We start from the raw sequence: 15,438 nt of genomic DNA on the forward strand, positions 1-15,438 counted from the left end.
TTAATGTCCCCCTTCTAATCTCGTTAAATTGGGCCTCATTTTCATCAATGTTTGTAATCTATCGAAAACGATTTGCCGGTTCTCATTTATGTACGCGCATTCCATTTCATGATTGTCTTCACTATGCCATGCCTCAGAAACACGCTTGATGCAATCACTAATCCGCAATTGGGATGGTTTCATGTTTGAAGCCGCAATGACTGCCTCATCATTTCCATTACAGCCGGCATGGGCCAGTCCTCTTAATGTTCCCATCACAAAAATATTTCCTCCAGCAACGACGGTCCCTCCTGGGTTCACATCGCCGATCAAGAGCAAATCGCCGGAAACACTCAAGACTTGGCCGGAGCGTACGATGGTTGTAACGGTTACAACTTCGTTCTCTTCCCTCAGCCGTTTCGCTTCGTCTTTTGTCATGACGTTCGATTCAATATCTTCGACTACAAAATTTTTCTTTTGGCGGATTAACTGTTTCAATTCTTCGAGCTGCTCTTCAGTTAAATATCGATTGCCGATATTGACGGTAACGGGGACCAAATGGCGTTCGTCTTGCGTTCGGGTATTGGCTGAAAGCTTTTCATCCAGTTCCCGCTTCAACTCCTGATAGGAACAGTTGTCATCCAGATGCAGGACCAAACCGCCCTTTGTCCCCTTTATTGTAACATTTTGCCGTTTTTTCATGGAGAATTTTTCACCTCATAAATTAGGAAAACAATCTCGGGAACAGCATGTACATACGGATTCCCTGTTTAGACACACACTAACTAAGAATAATTCGACATGCTGTGTCCATTCTCCTTTTTTTCAGTTATTCATCTTTTATGGCGTCGGAATACCTTTCAAAGTAGCGCTTAAACAACCATCCTGATAGTAAAATAAAAATCGCATTCAAAATAAGTGTAGGATAAAACCTTAAATTAATAAAGCCCATAAAATCCAAATCCGTAACATGAATTAAAAAATTCATTTCATACACGCCGATTTCCAACAGGGCAATCCCGACCAACGAAACAATGGAAGTCACAATTAGGTTGGACTGCATCACCTGCATCACTTTCGTAATGAGCCAGGCTATGAACGCGAAGAGGAACAGATAAATCCCCAGGACTTCCACGTATACAATGTCAAATAGCAAGCCGAAAATGGCCGAATAGAGAATCCCTTTGTTTTTCCCGACATAGATCGTAAAAAAAAGCAGGGCAGCATATAAGAAATGCGGAACTAGTATTTTGCTTTGCCCGAAAACCGTCTCCGGCATAAATTGAGTAAACACGCTTTCACCTATGAATAACGCAAAAAGCAAAAGAGGAAGAAGGAATTTTCTCACAAGTCCTCCTCCTTCCCATCTGACATATCGCTTGTTTCCGGCTCTGTCATTAGTCGTTTAATCACCAGGACGTTTTCAATATCATAGAAATCAGCACCCGGTTTGACGGAAGCTGTTTGGTTCAGCCCGTATTGGTCAGGCTTTACATCAACCACTTTACCGATTAACAATCCTTGCGGAAAGACCCCGCCAAGACCCGATGTAATGACAGTCTGGCCCTTTTCCACTTTGGCTCCGGAAGGGATGCCTTTTACTAATAAAACTTTTTCTTTATCGTCGTACCCTTGCACAAAACCGTAAACATTGGTATCAGACTGAATCATGGCGGAAATCCGGTTTTTCGGATCCATTGCGCTTAAAAGCTGGACCGTGGAACTAAATTGGTTCACACTTTTGACTTTACCGATTAATCCGGTGGCCGTTACCACTGCCATGTTTTTCTTTATCCCTTTCAGGCTGCCTTTATCAATAATCAGCATTTCATGCCAGCGGTCTGGATTTCTGCCGATAACGGTGGCAGGAGTCGGGTCAAGGTCCCTTAACGTTTTTGCTTCCCCGTTAATATCCCGTAAATCTTCATTATCTTTTTTCAGTGCCTGAATTTCCGCTTCAAGGCTGGCGATTTTTTCTACCCGTGATTTTAATTCTTTATTCTCATTGTATGTATTCTGCAAATCCTGGAGATTTTCAAAAAAGCCTGCTACGTAGTTGGCAGGCTTTGAAACCAGGGATTGAACCCAGCCGGTTGTGTCTTTGACAAACTGTTCCGGCCAGGTTAATTTACTTCTCTCCCTTAATGAAAACCCAATCAATGCCACGAGAATAATAATGCTGACGAGCAAAATGATCAGTCGTTTATTCAAGAAGAACTGTGGCATGATGAAACACCTCTATTTTTAGTAAGGACTTCACTCGTTTTATTTCTAGCACCAGCGTCCAGCAACTAGTGTCCTTCGCGGCTAAACGGACGCTTCCGCTTTAACGTGAGTCCTTCGCTTTATTTTTAAATAAGTGAATATGGTCTAACGCATTGCCTGTTCCAATCGCCACGCAATCAAGCGGGTTCTCGGCGATTAAAACAGGCATTTTAGTTTCTTCACTAATAACCCTGTCCAAATTGCGAAGCAGAGCCCCGCCGCCTGTCAGAACGATTCCCCGGTCCATAATGTCCGCTGCCAGTTCCGGAGGAGTTTTTTCCAATGTGTTCTTAACCGCTTCGACAATCGCAAATACCGTATCGTTTAATGCCGCAGCGATTTCTTTCGCGGTAATTTCAATCGTTTTTGGAAGGCCCGTCAATAAATCACGGCCGCGGATTTCCATGTTGTCAATTCCTTCCGGAGTTCCGGCAGAGCCAACTTCCATTTTCACCATTTCCGCAGTACGGTCACCAATCAATAAGTTATAGTTTTTGCGGATAAATGAAATGATTGCGTCATCCATTTCATCACCGGCGATGCGGATGGATTGGCTGGTGACAATTCCACCTAGGGAGATAATCGCCACTTCGGTTGTACCGCCGCCAATATCGACTACCATGCTGCCGGTTGGCTCCCAGACAGGAAGATTGGCCCCAATCGCTGCCGCAAACGGCTCTTCGATGGTATAGGCATCTTTGGCCCCGGCTTGTCTAGTGGCATCAATAACCGCCCGTTCTTCCACTGCGGTAATTCCCGAAGGAACGCATACCATGACATGTGGTTTACCGGCGAAAACGCCTTTCGACTTTTGGGCTTGGCGAATCAAATGTTTCATCATCGCTGCGGTCGTTTCAAAGTCCGCAATGACCCCATCCTTCATCGGGCGTGTCGCTACCACGTTTCCAGGTGTCCGGCCAATCATATTTTTTGCGTCATTACCGACAGCAACGATTTGTTTTGTATCAGTCTGCAGGGCCACTACCGATGGCTCGCGTAAAACAATTCCTTTTCCTTTTACATATACAAGGGTATTGGCGGTTCCCAAATCTATCCCAAGATCTTTTGTTCCAAATCCAAACATACTTATGTATCTCCCTTTCTGATACGAAATGCAAAAAAATTCCTGACGGCAGGTGATTACCTTTTATATCCTGCCAATTTCATATTACTTTTATAGATTATTCGACAGCATTCTTCAAAAATCATAACCACTATTATAACTCAACGTCCCCAAAAATCATAGTATCATAAATACCCTTTTTCCTTTAGACTCACAAACTTATTTTCGCCGATGATGAGATGGTCGAGAATATCGATGCCAATCAGCTTTCCACACTCGGCCAGCCGCTTGGTCACGTCGATGTCTTCACGGCTTGGTGCGGGGTCTCCGCTGGGATGATTATGCACTGCAATAATCGAAGCAGCGGAGCGCTTTAATGCCTCGCGAAAGACCTCCCTCGGATGCACTATGGAGGCATTGAGACTTCCGATAAAAATAGTCTGTTTATGAATCACCTGGTTTTTGGTATTTAGATACAAACAAACAAAATGCTCTTGGGTCAAAAAACGCATGTCGTTCATGACATAGTTGGCCCCATCTTCCGGGGAGCGAATGACATAGCGCTCGTTAAAACTTAAATTGGCCATTCTGCGGCCAATTTCAACAGCAGCCAAGATTTGAATCGCTTTGGCGGAGCCAATCCCTTTTATTTCTGTAATTTCTTCCAAAGTGGCGCTCTTTAGCTGCCTTAGCCCTTCGAAGTGGGTTAGCAGACGATTGGATAGCTGCAATACAGACTCTTCCTTCGTCCCTGTCCGCAGCAAAATCGCGATTAACTCATGATTCGATAGGCTCTGCGGACCATGCTGGATAAATCGTTCCCTTGGCCGTTCGTCTTGCGGGAAATCACGGATCATTAATGTATTCGTGGACATTGTTTTCCTCCCTCTATCCGGGAGTCATGCCGGAGGGGGTTAATACGGCAGTTGAAATCCTAACCGCCTTAATTCCCGGAGGGTCCTGGCAACCGGCAGGCCGACAACGGCAAAATAGTCACCGCTGATTTTTTGGACAAGCATGCTTCCCAGCCCCTGGATGCCGTAGGCCCCGGCTTTATCAAGCGGTTCACCGCTGTTCACATATGACCGTATTTCTTCATCCGTTAACTCCCAAAACCATACTTCTGTTTTTTCAAAAAAACGGGTTGAACTTTCCGGAGATACAATGGAAACACCTGTGTACACTTCATGCTGACTACCTGATAAACCTTTTAACATTTGAAACGCTTCCGCCTCATCAGCAGGTTTTCCTAAAAATTGGCCGTCCGCCACGACAATCGTGTCCGATCCAATGACATAGGATTGAGGGTTTTCTTTGAAAATAGCCTGCGCCTTGCGGTTGGCCAGCTCCATGACGACCTCATCAGGCGAGAGGTCCGGGTTAAAGCTTTCATCCACATTACTGCTTGAAATTGCGAATGGAATACGGAGATTTTCTAGAAGTTCTTTTCGCCGTGGAGAAGAAGAGGCTAATATGAGGTTTTGCATTTCATCACCATACCTTTTTTACCCGCGTATTGGGAGATACACTTAAATGGTATCAGAAATTGGCGGAGCAAACAATTTTTATACAGTTAAATTTTGATGAAATATGTAAAATTATGCAACTTTATTTGTTTTTAGGAAATGAAAAATGCCTGCAGGATTTAGCAAGCATTTTTGTAAAATAATTTCCCAGGAAAATAGTTTGACTGGCATGTCTAAGATTTTTGTTACATAGAATAGTATTGGGCCAAAAAATCCAGTAAATTTTGTTGAGCCTCATTCAGTTTTTTCTTATCTTTTGATTTTTGATACGACTGGATGTTTTCATGAGCGTTTGATAGTTCCGTCTTTAGTTTTTGCACCTTTTCATTTTTTAAGCCGCTTGTTTTTAGGGACTGCTCTGCCTTGCCTAGCGATTCCTCTGATGGATTAGTTATCGCTTGCGTTAAGGTTTGATAGATTGCTGGGACTGATTCCAGAAATTCTTTATCACTCTCTGTGATATCAGAAACTGTCTTCTCTTTAATGGTCAATGGTTTGGCAAATGCATCTTTCACGCCATCGGCTTTATATTGTCCGCCGAGAGTTTTAGCTGCTTCCAAAGAATCTCCCGCTCCTAGGAAAATATATTGTTTTCCTTCCATTTCAAGTATTTGGGCCGGAATCCCCTTTGACTTTAATTGGGCAGCTACATCCTTAGCACTATCTGTTGAGGTAAAGATCCCGCCCTGAACAAGATAGGTTGCTATTTCTTTTATTGTGGCAGAGGTTTTGTCTTCTGTATCGGTGGTGCCTGATGCTTTTTCTTCCTCTTCTGTGATCGTACCCGTCACTGGTTTGTCATCCGATTCAACAATGACCAATTTCAGCATAAATAAGCCAATGGTAGTACCAATAAGGATCGCAAAAAATGCGACGGTCACGATGGAACCGATGGGCCTACGGTTCTTTTTGAAATAGGGGGTAAATGGATTTGCTAGTTTGCTACCACTTTTTATTGTTTTTTCACTTTTTGCAGGAATTTCCTCGAAATTTTGATCAGAGGATTCCGGGATAATCCAGTCAAAGCTTTCTTCGGCAGTCTCTTGGGCGGCAGCTGTCTCTAGTATAACTTCTTGTTCTGCCTCGCTGGCACCTGTTTTTATCACTTTTAGTTTTGGGGTGGGGTTAGCCTCCGGTTCCTGTTTTTTCGGTGTTTCCTGAAAGGGTTTTGGATCCCCGTTTATTTTAACCGTGATGGTATTGCCTTTTTTTCTGGGCTTGTCCACGTTTCGCTCTCCTTTCTGACTAGACAGTAATTTGTTCCATCCTATCATAGAGTGCAAAAAAAATAACAAGACTTTTGTCGTCTTGTTATCGTAGACTTTCGCCAAATTATTTAATAGCTTAATTTTGATCTATTATGGTTGGAGTGGTGACCGAAGGAAACTGGAATAACGGATTGTCTTTTCCTGCTGGTGCAGGTGCATCGATTTTCGGTACGTCTACTTCCAAGTCTGCCAAATCCGGCATGTAGAAGGCCGATACCGTCAGTGTATACGCTAGCTTCTGATTTTCCGTTTCAGTTAAAGTATCGGTAATCTCTTTGCCTCCGGAATAGTTGATCGCCTCAACCACGACAATCCGATTCAGTGCTTCGAGAGTATCAACAAATTTTTCAAATTCGGTATAGCTCGGTGATTCGACTGACAATTGGACCGTTAGCTTTTTAATTGCTGGTGTCGTTGTCTGGGCAGCTTGGTCATCAGTCGTTTCAGCTTGGTTTGTGGATTCCGACTGCGTTGTTGTATCCTGTTGGGTTTGTTCTGTTGCCTGTCCTTCGGTAGTGGCTTGCTGGGCGTTCGTGTTTTCGGTTGTTGTTGTTGTATTCTCAACCGTTACAGTGCCGTCTTGCGAAAAACCCATTGAGAGTATTTGACTGCTTGAAACAGTTTCCGCCTTCTCCAAATCCAGAATAATTTCTTCCTGCAGTGGTTTAATTGGAAGCTTTTTCTGGAGTTCCCTTGTACTCTCCACTACTTTGTTACTGGTATCCTGCTGTTTCTTTGTAACGACTTCTAAAAGTTTTTTTTCAGAATCTAGTGTTTGCTGTTTGGTCTCCAAATCCGTTTTTAGCGGTGACAGCATAAAAAATTGTGCATACACGATGAGGAGAACAATCACGAGAGCTGCAATGGCTATGATAATATTGTTCTTTTTAGAGAGATTTAGCTTCATGAACCGCTCCCTCCTTGCTCATCGGTATTCTCTGAGTTGGCTTGTTCCTTTACCACCGCTGTATTCAGTTTAATTTCAAACTGGCCCGTGTAACGTGGCATTAAAGAACTTGTATCCGCCGCTACGGTATTTGTCGAAGCCGTAGCCGCATTCGGTGTTGTCGTACTAGTCGTTGCCGCTTGTGTTGTTGTCTGGGTTGATTGACCAGTCGTACCTGTTGACGATTGTGCTTGATTGGTAGAGTTATCTGTTGTAACAGTACCTTGTGTTGTTGTAGCTGTACTCGTTCCAGTGGTTGTGTTTGTTTGTGTTGAACCAGTGGTAGATGTATCTTCCTGCACTGCTGCCGTTAAAGAGCTTAAGCTAGCATCTTCAATCCAATCTGAATCGTGAAGACTATTTAAGAAGTAAGCTGCTTCTCTGCTACTGTCAAATTGTACTGTTAACGATATAGTCCCAGCCTCTGTATAGCCAAATGATTGAATAAACCCTCGCTCAGGCAAAAGTGATGTCAGCTGACGCATGACGGGAATTGTTTGGATAGGGTATGTGTTGGCCCATTCAATAGCAGTTTTAAGTTTGCTGACTGAATCCGTTGATGCAGAATCTTGAAGTTTCTTTTCCTCAGCTGCGCGAAGTTTTTGAGTCACTGTGATTTCACGGTCGACAGCCGTAATATCAGACTTCACTGAACTAATCTGAAAATAATAATAAACTCCGGCAAATATGAAAATTAATAGAAAGCCAATTAATACTATTAATAGTGATGATTTGGTTTGTTCTTTTTGAGGGAGCAGGTTAATTTCAACTAACATTATTGCACCCCTTTTAAGGCAAGACCCATGGCGAGTAATAGATTTGCCGGTACTTTCGCTTGCTTGTTCTTTTCGTCTGGGTCAAATGAAAGAAGTTCAACAGGGATCTCGTATCTCTCTTTCATTTCATCAAAAATTGCCATAAGCATCGGATGGTCACCATGTAATAAAAACTTGGTCACTTCATGTTTTTCACTGTTGAGCGTATAACGATAAAAATCCAATAGTTTATTAATCTCTTTAAATATATCTTCAAACTGGGTAACCAATTCATTGGGATCCCCGGTATATTTACAAACCATTAACCCCAATACGTCATGGTTAATTTCCCAGTCATCTATATTAAATGGTAAGGGAAATTGCCTCATAACGAGTGGAACCGAATTATCGAAAATGCTTAAATTCACACTTGTTAAATCAAACTGAATCGAAAACAGGAGGTCATCCTTGCCAACCCTGTCCATATGGTAATACACCCGATACAGTGACAATGGGGAAATATCCGCAGCAACTGGATGGAGTTTTATCTTCGATAATAAATTCACATAGTCTGATACATATTGTTCCGGTGCAGCAAATAACAGCAAATCTTTGGTTTTGCCGTTATTGGAAAGCAAGTAATAATCAAATACCGGCTCTTCAAATGGTAAATGGATGCTAGATCCCATTTCCAAATAAAGATACCCTTTGATTTCATCATCTTGAACATCTATCGGAATCGAGACTTTACGAATGATCACTAGCGGGTCAGGAACAATAAACCGGACTTGGCACCGATTGATTTTCCATTCATCCATGCATTCCTCTAGAATACTGGAGAATGAATCATGGTCAACGATTTTCCCGTCGACGATAATTCCAGGCGGCAAAAACCGTTCGTTCCAGCGTTGCGGAATAGGGGGCTTCGCTTGTTTCAGTTCCAACAAACGAATCGAGTGGTCATTGATCACCAAATTAATTATTCGATTGTGTGTGGAAAACAGGGAAAACGCCATATAATAAACCCCTTAACAATTCTTAAGATAGAATTTGAAAATATAAATTAATTAGTTCATTGCCATAAAAATAGGCAGTTAGTGTTCCGGCTGCAATAAATGGACCGAATGGAATCGGCTGCTGGCGTTTGACGATTTTAAACACCATAGCTAATCCGCCAATCACTGCACCGAACAATGTCGATAAAAAGAAGGATAGCAAAACCAATTTCAATCCAAGGACAAAGCCAATCAGTGCATATAGTTTTACGTCACCAAAGCCCATGCCGCCCTTGCTTACTATAGCAATAATCAGAAGGAGCAAAAATCCTGTTACGGTACCAAGTAAGCTATTCCACCATGGATCTAACGGCCAAATAATTCGTTCCAATAAAAAAAACCCTGCAAACCAAATTAAAATTTTATCAGGGATGATCATATAATGAATATCAGATACGGTGATAATCATAAATAATGAAATTAACGTTAGAGCAACGACTAGTTCTCCAGACCATCCTGTAAAGTATGGTGCAGCTGCAAATAATATTCCTGTCAACAATTCAAATGTTGGATAGATAGGGGAAATCCGCGACCCACAGCCGCGGCATTTCCCTTTTTGGATTAAGTATGAGATTACTGGTATTAATTCATATGGTTTTAACTGGTGCCCACAGGTGGGACAAGAAGAACTAGGCTTTAATAATGATTTCTTCTCAGGCACTCGAAGACCTACCACATTAAAGAATGAACCAAAAACAAGACCGTATACAAAACCTATACTATAGAGCATTACGGTGTCTCAGCGGTTATACTTTCCCCATTTGCTAAATCAATAAGATCTTGTTCAGTTAAAGAAGTATGTTTAAAGGTCGTATTAGCAGGATGATTTTTAAGAGCAAATGTAAATTTGCCTCCTGTACCTGCTGGCTGGCTAACCAAAACAGTAAATGTATCTGCCTTAACGTGATCTAAATAGTCCTTAAAATCAGTAGTTGACTGTGTCAAAGTTGTACCTGCTGTGACACTAGAATGTTCAGCCACATACATCTTTGCTGCATTAATAATGGCAACTCCTTCTTGAGCCTGAGCCTTATTTTCAGACTTATTAATAACACCTGCGATTGCAGGAATAGCAATTGCTGCAATAATTCCCAAAATAACAATTACTGCAAGTAATTCAATTAAAGTGAAACCTTTTTGTTCTTTCATTTTTTGCTTAATCATTTGTAACATCTTATCGCCCCTTCTGGTTCTATGAACCTAGTATGATTTCTCTATGAGTATACAATAAATGTAAGTAATAGAAAAGATATTTTTTGTGGCTTTTTGTATATTTTTTAAAGAAAATGTAATCTTTTGGAATTTACAAAAAATTACATCATTTGATCATACAACGAGAACATTGGCAGCATGATGGCCATGACGATCACACCAACAATTCCCGACAAAAATACGATCATAATAGGCTCAATTAAGGATTTTAATCGGTCTGTACCAGCCTCGACCTCTTGTTCATAAAAATCGGCAATTTTCGAGAGCATCGCGTCCAATGCACCGGTTCCCTCACCAATAATTATCATCTGGGTTACTAATGGTGGAAACGCCCAGTGATTCAACATTGGTTCCGTCATCGATCGCCCTTTTTCCAAAGAGTCACGCGACTGTCGAATTACTCTGGAAATAACTTCGTTTTCAACAACCTTTTCGACAATTGACATGGCTTGTAGAATGGGAACGGAACTTGAGAACAACGTGCTTAATGTCCGCATCATCCTCGCCAATTGTGCCTTTTGGACCATTTTTCCGAAAATAGGCACTCTTAATGCTGCATAATCCAGATAATATTTCGACCGTCTATTTTTCTTTGTGAATACAAAACCTATTACAAATACCAAAACTATGATGAGGATAAGCCACCATTTAGATTGCATAAATCCGCTCGCCGCCAATACAAATTTGGTGATGGCAGGGAGTTCCGCTCCTTGCTGCTCGAACATATCTACAAAAGTAGGAACAACAAATATTAATAGAAAGATAACAGCAGCAATTGCCAGGATTCCGATAGCTGCTGGATACGTTAACGCTGACTTGACCTTTTCCCTTGTCTGATGCTGCTTCTCAAAATCATCTGCAAGCCTCTCAAGAGTAGTATCCATATTACCGCTGACTTCCCCGGCTTTTACCATGTTGATAAACATCGAATTAAAAATTTTATTATGCTTTGACACTGCCTCAGAAAAAGGATTTCCTTCGCGCAATTCTTGCTCTACGTTCAGTAAAGCACGCTTTAATGCTTTACTTTCAGTTTGGGCTGCTAAAACTGTCGTTGCCTCAACGATAGTTACCCCCGCTTTCAAAAGAGTTGCGAATTGCCTTAGGTAAATAACAAAATCCTGCATTTTGACCGGATTCCCAATGGTCAGTTCCATTGTCATTAATGTTTCTGGCACTTCGTTCATTTCAACGACCCTAATACCATCTTCTTTTAGCTTGGTCATGGCCTCTCTTCTTGAGGAAGCGGTAACTGTCCCTTGAGTCTTACCGCGTCTGTCACGACCGGAATACTTAAATTTAGGCATCCATCATCATCTTTTCATGTAGATATTTACTTGCCGCTTCTTTGTGTATCTGGTTGCGGTCAAGCAGTTCACGAATGCTCATCTCAAGGGTGTGCATCCCTTGAGCACGGGACGTTTGCATCGTGCTTTGGATTTGGTGAATTTTTTCATTACGGATTAGGTTGGCAATTGCCGGACTATTAACCATTATTTCTGTTGCTGCTTTACGTCCTTTCCCATCATTCGTAGGGAACAGCCGCTGGGAGATGACCCCAACCAAAACAGAAGCAAGCTGAATCCGAATTTGCGGCTGCTGTTCCGCCGGGAACACGTCAATGATCCGGTTGATCGTTGATGGTGCACTGGATGTATGAAGTGTTCCTAGCACAAGGTGCCCTGTTTCCGCTGCCGTTATTGCGATCCCCATCGTTTCTAGGTCACGCATCTCCCCTACTAGAATGACATCAGGATCCTGCCGAAGTGCCGCTTTTAAACCATTGGCATAGCTCTTTGTATCAAAGCCAACCTCACGCTGGTCAATTATTGAATTTCCATGTCTATGAAGATATTCAATCGGGTCTTCCAGAGTAATAATATGCTTTCGCATGGTCCGGTTCATATAATCGATCATCGCAGCCAATGTCGTTGATTTACCACTTCCCGTAGGACCTGTGACCAGTATTAAGCCCTGGGGTCTTTCCATAAACTCAGAAACAATCTTCGGCATGTCCAATACCTCAAGAGTAGGGGTTTTGGATGCTACAACCCTGAGGGCAATCGCCACGCTTTTCCGTTGATGATAGGCGTTGACACGAAAACGTGACACTCCAGGTATTCCGTAGGAAAAGTCTAGTTCCCCTTTTTCTATAAAGTCATCGTAAAGATTCTCCGGAATAATTAACTTGGCAATTTCTTCTGTATCATTGGGCATCAATATGTCCTTTCCATATCGTTTAATGTCGCCGTTGATCCGAAAAATGGGCGGCACGCCAACAGTTAAATGGATGTCAGATGCTTTAAATTCGATGGCTGCCCGTAATATATTCTCAATTCTTTCTCTCATGTTCATACCCCTATTCCAGAATGGCTACACGCAATACTTCTTCGGTAGTGGTTAGACCCTGTTTCACTTTTAATAGGCCATCATCAATCAGGAAGATGGTTTTATTTTTAATGGCATTTTCACGCAATTTTTGGACAGAATTGTCATTCATAATAATTCTGCGCATATCATCGTTTAGAACCAATACTTCATGAAGGGCGATCCTTCCCTTATAGCCTGTCATATGGCAGGCAGGACAGCCTTTACCGCGAAAGATTTTATCTATTTTCAGTCCCCTGCGAGCAAAAATTTCTTTCTCCCTTAAGGACGGTTCATGATATTCCCCGCAGTCACGGCACACTTTACGAACCAGCCGCTGAGCGACGATGCCGCTCAATGACGAGGCAATCATAAATGGTTCCACCCCCATGTCGACCAACCGGTTTACTGTGGCAATGGAATCGTTGGTGTGGATGGTACTTAATACCAAGTGACCGGTTAGGGAAGCACGGATGGCGATTTCGGCGGTTTCTTTGTCACGAATCTCCCCGACCATGATAATATTTGGGTCCTGTCGGAGAATAGCACGAAGTCCTGCCGCAAACGTCATTCCAACATTGGAGTTTACTTGAATCTGATTAATTCCTTCCAATTGATACTCAACCGGGTCTTCGATGGTAATAATGTTTACTTGTTCACTGTTTAATTTATTTAGTGCCGCATAAAGGGTCGAGGACTTACCTGAACCCGTTGGTCCTGTAATTAAAACAATCCCTGTCGGTTGTTCAATCAGCTCATTGAATCTCTTTAAATTAAGGGCATTGAAACCTATTTTATTCAAATCGTTTAAAGCGGCCCCCATATCTAAAAGACGCATAACAATCTTTTCTCCATAAACGGTCGGCAAGGATGACACCCGGAGGTCGATTGGATGAAAGTCAAGGTTTAACTTAATCCGGCCGTCTTGAGGAATTCGATGCTCAGTAATATCCAAATTGGACATAATTTTAATCCTGGCGGTTAAAACCCCCAGCATATTCCGAGGAAGTACTCGTTCAATTCTGAGAACACCGTCCACCCTGTAACGGATGACGACCTTTGTTTCTTGCGGGTCAATATGGATATCACTCGCTTTTTGAATGGCCGCGTTTACTAAGAGCTGATTGACCAGTCTGACGATGGGGGAATCCTGATTGGTGACATCTTCATCCCGGTTGTTGTCACCTGCTGGCAATTCATCAAACAGTTCCTCCAGACCCACTTCATCATCATAATATTTGTTAATGGTACGCAGGATATCTTCCCTTGTAGCAATCGCCGGTTCGATTTGGAATCCGGTTGACAAGCGTAAGTCATCAATGATGATAAAGTCCATTGGATTGACCATGGCCACAAACAGCTTATTACCTTCCCTTTTTAAAGGGACAATCAAATTTCGCCTTGCCGTTTGTTTTGAAATTAACGAAAACAGACTTTTATCAATCTGATATTGGAATAGATTCACAAATGGGATTCCTAACTGTTTCTGCAATACTTCGGCTAACTGTTGGTCCGTTATATATCCTCTTTGCAGCAAGGCCTCCCCTATTTTTTCGTTACCATCTTTTTGTTCCAAGGTGTTTTGAAGCTGTTCCGCTGAAATGATTCCTTCTTCGACTAATAGATCACCCAGACGTTTTCGTGTCTGTCTCATTTTTGATCCCTGCTTCTATTTTGCTTCTTCATTCGGCTTCCCCCAAATATCGCTTTCTGCTGTTTCCTGTTGTTGTGTTACAGAGGATGCTTCTGTATTGCTAGTGGTTTGTGCAGATGTATTCGTTGCAGTTGTTGCAGTTGTTGCAGTTGTTGCAGCCTGCTGTGCGTCCGCAGCCAAGCCATGAATTTCAATCTGATGGACAGGTGGATAATAGTCCTCAGATATTAACGCACTCTTTAACAACTGTTCTCCTTGGTACTCATCGCGATAAACTTTGACCACTTGACCTTCGATCCCATAAGTTTGTATCTTTATTTTCCCTGGAAGAACAAGTGGACTGTATTGTACAATCGTTTTTGGCTTTAATTTTTGTTCATCTTTTTTGGTTACTTTATACGTGTATAGCAGCTGCTGCCCCTTCAACGTTACTTGTAACTGATTACCGTCCACATGTAATTCCAAATAATAGTTTCCTTTATTCGGATTCGTAAACGCTAAATCCTTTTTAGTTGTTTGGTCAACCCGCGCTTCCGAACCAATACTTGAATAAGCAGGAAGACTTGTGCTGATATTTCTTTCATCAATTGTAAAATTTGATGATAACACTGCTTGATAGATTCCGGTCGCCAATAGATTGAGAGCATAGGAATCACTTAATTTATTTTTCTCTGCAAATTCTAATAGAGAAAATTTAGCCCCTGCCGGAAGATCGACTTTCGGACTTTGATTAGCAATGGACTCCAGTTCTCCAGGCAAATCATTAGCTTGAACAATTGCTTGTCCAATAATGGCGTCCTTTTGAACGGCGTTTGCTAAAAGAAAGTCATTATATAGATCAAACGTATATGAACCTGCTTGGAAACTTGAAACCGCACTAATTAAACTTTGTGAAAGTTTATCAATATCAACATCGCTAACACTTAATTCGGGGAATAAAATTCCTAATTGATCCTTTATTTCTGCTTTATCCACTGTAATGGTTGCCGGATTATTTTGACCGTCTACTACTGCAGCAACGGTCTGGTTCGCATCTAAATCAAAGGCATTCATATCAAAAGCTGCTGTTTTATCGCCATATTGCATTTGAATGGAGGTACCTTTCATCCAGTCAACATATTTCTCTTCCAAAAGTGATACCGCTTCTTCTTTCAACCTACCTGAAATATCCAAAGAACCAATCGTGGTTCCTTCGGAAAATTTGCCATCAGCGGCTGATAACGTTTCAAATGCTTTTGCACCAAAATGTGAGAAACTAAATATAAATGCGGTACTCAAAAATATGACAGCAAACAATTTCAACAGTTGCGCATTTTTACCCAATGTCCTGCCCCCTAATCAACACGTT

At 42.0% G+C, this 15,438-nt stretch carries 16 protein-coding genes; all 16 read right to left on the reverse strand.

Annotated features, from left to right (window positions below):
• The 16 genes from minC to ACY8D0_RS20780 all read right to left on the reverse strand — a co-directional run bounded on the left by minC (position 1) and on the right by ACY8D0_RS20780 (position 15,413).
• The gene (minC, locus tag ACY8D0_RS20705) at positions 1–681 is read right to left on the reverse strand and encodes a septum site-determining protein MinC (protein ID WP_462412373.1); all 681 of its coding nucleotides are present in this window, start codon (positions 679–681) and stop codon (positions 1–3) included.
• Positions 682–808: 127 nt separating this feature from the next.
• Entirely contained in the window at positions 809–1,327 is a 519-nt protein-coding gene (gene mreD, locus ACY8D0_RS20710; RefSeq protein WP_462412374.1) for a rod shape-determining protein MreD, read from the reverse strand.
• Positions 1,324–2,205 carry a rod shape-determining protein MreC gene (gene mreC, locus ACY8D0_RS20715; protein WP_462412375.1) on the reverse strand — a complete coding sequence of 294 codons (882 nt, stop codon included), beginning with the start codon at positions 2,203–2,205 and terminating at the stop codon, positions 1,324–1,326. The genes mreD and mreC overlap by 4 nt, the downstream gene beginning before the upstream one ends.
• Positions 2,206–2,305: 100 nt before the next feature.
• Positions 2,306–3,328 (reverse strand): rod shape-determining protein, encoded by a 1,023-nt coding sequence (locus tag ACY8D0_RS20720; protein WP_462412376.1) that lies wholly within the window; start codon positions 3,326–3,328, stop codon positions 2,306–2,308.
• A gap of 164 nt (positions 3,329–3,492) precedes the next feature.
• Positions 3,493–4,182, reverse strand: coding sequence for a RadC family protein (gene radC, locus ACY8D0_RS20725; RefSeq protein WP_462412377.1), 690 nt, complete (start codon positions 4,180–4,182; stop codon positions 3,493–3,495).
• 39 nt (positions 4,183–4,221) lie between these two features.
• The gene (locus ACY8D0_RS20730) at positions 4,222–4,794 is read right to left on the reverse strand and encodes a Maf family protein (protein ID WP_462412378.1); all 573 of its coding nucleotides are present in this window, start codon (positions 4,792–4,794) and stop codon (positions 4,222–4,224) included.
• Positions 4,795–5,018: 224 nt separating this feature from the next.
• Positions 5,019–6,059 carry an SPOR domain-containing protein gene (locus ACY8D0_RS20735; protein ID WP_462412379.1) on the reverse strand — a complete coding sequence of 347 codons (1,041 nt, stop codon included), beginning with the start codon at positions 6,057–6,059 and terminating at the stop codon, positions 5,019–5,021.
• A 118-nt stretch (positions 6,060–6,177) separates the two neighbouring features.
• Positions 6,178–7,008, reverse strand: coding sequence for a hypothetical protein (locus tag ACY8D0_RS20740; protein ID WP_462412380.1), 831 nt, complete (start codon positions 7,006–7,008; stop codon positions 6,178–6,180).
• Entirely contained in the window at positions 7,005–7,823 is an 819-nt protein-coding gene (locus ACY8D0_RS20745; protein WP_462412381.1) for a PilN domain-containing protein, read from the reverse strand. The genes ACY8D0_RS20740 and ACY8D0_RS20745 overlap by 4 nt, the downstream gene beginning before the upstream one ends.
• The gene (pilM, locus tag ACY8D0_RS20750; RefSeq protein WP_462412382.1) at positions 7,823–8,818 is read right to left on the reverse strand and encodes a type IV pilus biogenesis protein PilM; all 996 of its coding nucleotides are present in this window, start codon (positions 8,816–8,818) and stop codon (positions 7,823–7,825) included. The genes ACY8D0_RS20745 and pilM overlap by 1 nt, the downstream gene beginning before the upstream one ends.
• 22 nt (positions 8,819–8,840) lie before the next feature.
• A complete protein-coding gene (locus ACY8D0_RS20755) occupies positions 8,841–9,587 on the reverse strand; it encodes a prepilin peptidase (RefSeq protein ID WP_462412383.1) in 747 nt (248 codons plus the stop codon).
• Positions 9,587–10,030, reverse strand: coding sequence for a type II secretion system protein (locus tag ACY8D0_RS20760; RefSeq protein WP_462412384.1), 444 nt, complete (start codon positions 10,028–10,030; stop codon positions 9,587–9,589). The genes ACY8D0_RS20755 and ACY8D0_RS20760 overlap by 1 nt, the downstream gene beginning before the upstream one ends.
• A 140-nt stretch (positions 10,031–10,170) precedes the next feature.
• A complete protein-coding gene (locus tag ACY8D0_RS20765; protein WP_462412385.1) occupies positions 10,171–11,376 on the reverse strand; it encodes a type II secretion system F family protein in 1,206 nt (401 codons plus the stop codon).
• On the reverse strand, positions 11,369–12,418 hold the full coding sequence (locus tag ACY8D0_RS20770; RefSeq protein WP_462412386.1) for a type IV pilus twitching motility protein PilT: 1,050 nt from the start codon (positions 12,416–12,418) through the stop codon (positions 11,369–11,371). The genes ACY8D0_RS20765 and ACY8D0_RS20770 overlap by 8 nt, the downstream gene beginning before the upstream one ends.
• Positions 12,419–12,428: 10 nt before the next feature.
• Positions 12,429–14,090 carry a GspE/PulE family protein gene (locus tag ACY8D0_RS20775; RefSeq protein WP_462412387.1) on the reverse strand — a complete coding sequence of 554 codons (1,662 nt, stop codon included), beginning with the start codon at positions 14,088–14,090 and terminating at the stop codon, positions 12,429–12,431.
• 15 nt (positions 14,091–14,105) lie between these two features.
• Positions 14,106–15,413 (reverse strand): VanW family protein, encoded by a 1,308-nt coding sequence (locus tag ACY8D0_RS20780; RefSeq protein WP_462412388.1) that lies wholly within the window; start codon positions 15,411–15,413, stop codon positions 14,106–14,108.
• Positions 15,414–15,438: the final 25 nt, after the last annotated feature.

This window comes from Neobacillus camarae (assembly GCF_054950115.1).

Excerpts from the sequence above, each read along its gene's own strand:
- radC (WP_462412377.1), bottom strand. The coding sequence starts at position 4,182 with ATGTCCACGAATACATTAATGATCCGTGATTTCCCGCAAGACGAACGG.
- ACY8D0_RS20765 (WP_462412385.1), bottom strand. The coding sequence starts at position 11,376 with ATGCCTAAATTTAAGTATTCCGGTCGTGACAGACGCGGTAAGACTCAA.
- ACY8D0_RS20745 (WP_462412381.1), bottom strand. The coding sequence starts at position 7,823 with ATGTTAGTTGAAATTAACCTGCTCCCTCAAAAAGAACAAACCAAATCA.
- ACY8D0_RS20775 (WP_462412387.1), bottom strand. The coding sequence starts at position 14,090 with ATGAGACAGACACGAAAACGTCTGGGTGATCTATTAGTCGAAGAAGGA.
- pilM (WP_462412382.1), bottom strand. The coding sequence starts at position 8,818 with ATGGCGTTTTCCCTGTTTTCCACACACAATCGAATAATTAATTTGGTG.
- ACY8D0_RS20770 (WP_462412386.1), bottom strand. The coding sequence starts at position 12,418 with ATGAGAGAAAGAATTGAGAATATATTACGGGCAGCCATCGAATTTAAA.
- minC (WP_462412373.1), bottom strand. The coding sequence starts at position 681 with ATGAAAAAACGGCAAAATGTTACAATAAAGGGGACAAAGGGCGGTTTG.
- ACY8D0_RS20760 (WP_462412384.1), bottom strand. The coding sequence starts at position 10,030 with ATGTTACAAATGATTAAGCAAAAAATGAAAGAACAAAAAGGTTTCACT.
- ACY8D0_RS20720 (WP_462412376.1), bottom strand. The coding sequence starts at position 3,328 with ATGTTTGGATTTGGAACAAAAGATCTTGGGATAGATTTGGGAACCGCC.
- mreC (WP_462412375.1), bottom strand. The coding sequence starts at position 2,205 with ATGCCACAGTTCTTCTTGAATAAACGACTGATCATTTTGCTCGTCAGC.
- ACY8D0_RS20730 (WP_462412378.1), bottom strand. The coding sequence starts at position 4,794 with ATGCAAAACCTCATATTAGCCTCTTCTTCTCCACGGCGAAAAGAACTT.
- ACY8D0_RS20740 (WP_462412380.1), bottom strand. The coding sequence starts at position 7,008 with ATGAAGCTAAATCTCTCTAAAAAGAACAATATTATCATAGCCATTGCA.
- ACY8D0_RS20755 (WP_462412383.1), bottom strand. The coding sequence starts at position 9,587 with ATGCTCTATAGTATAGGTTTTGTATACGGTCTTGTTTTTGGTTCATTC.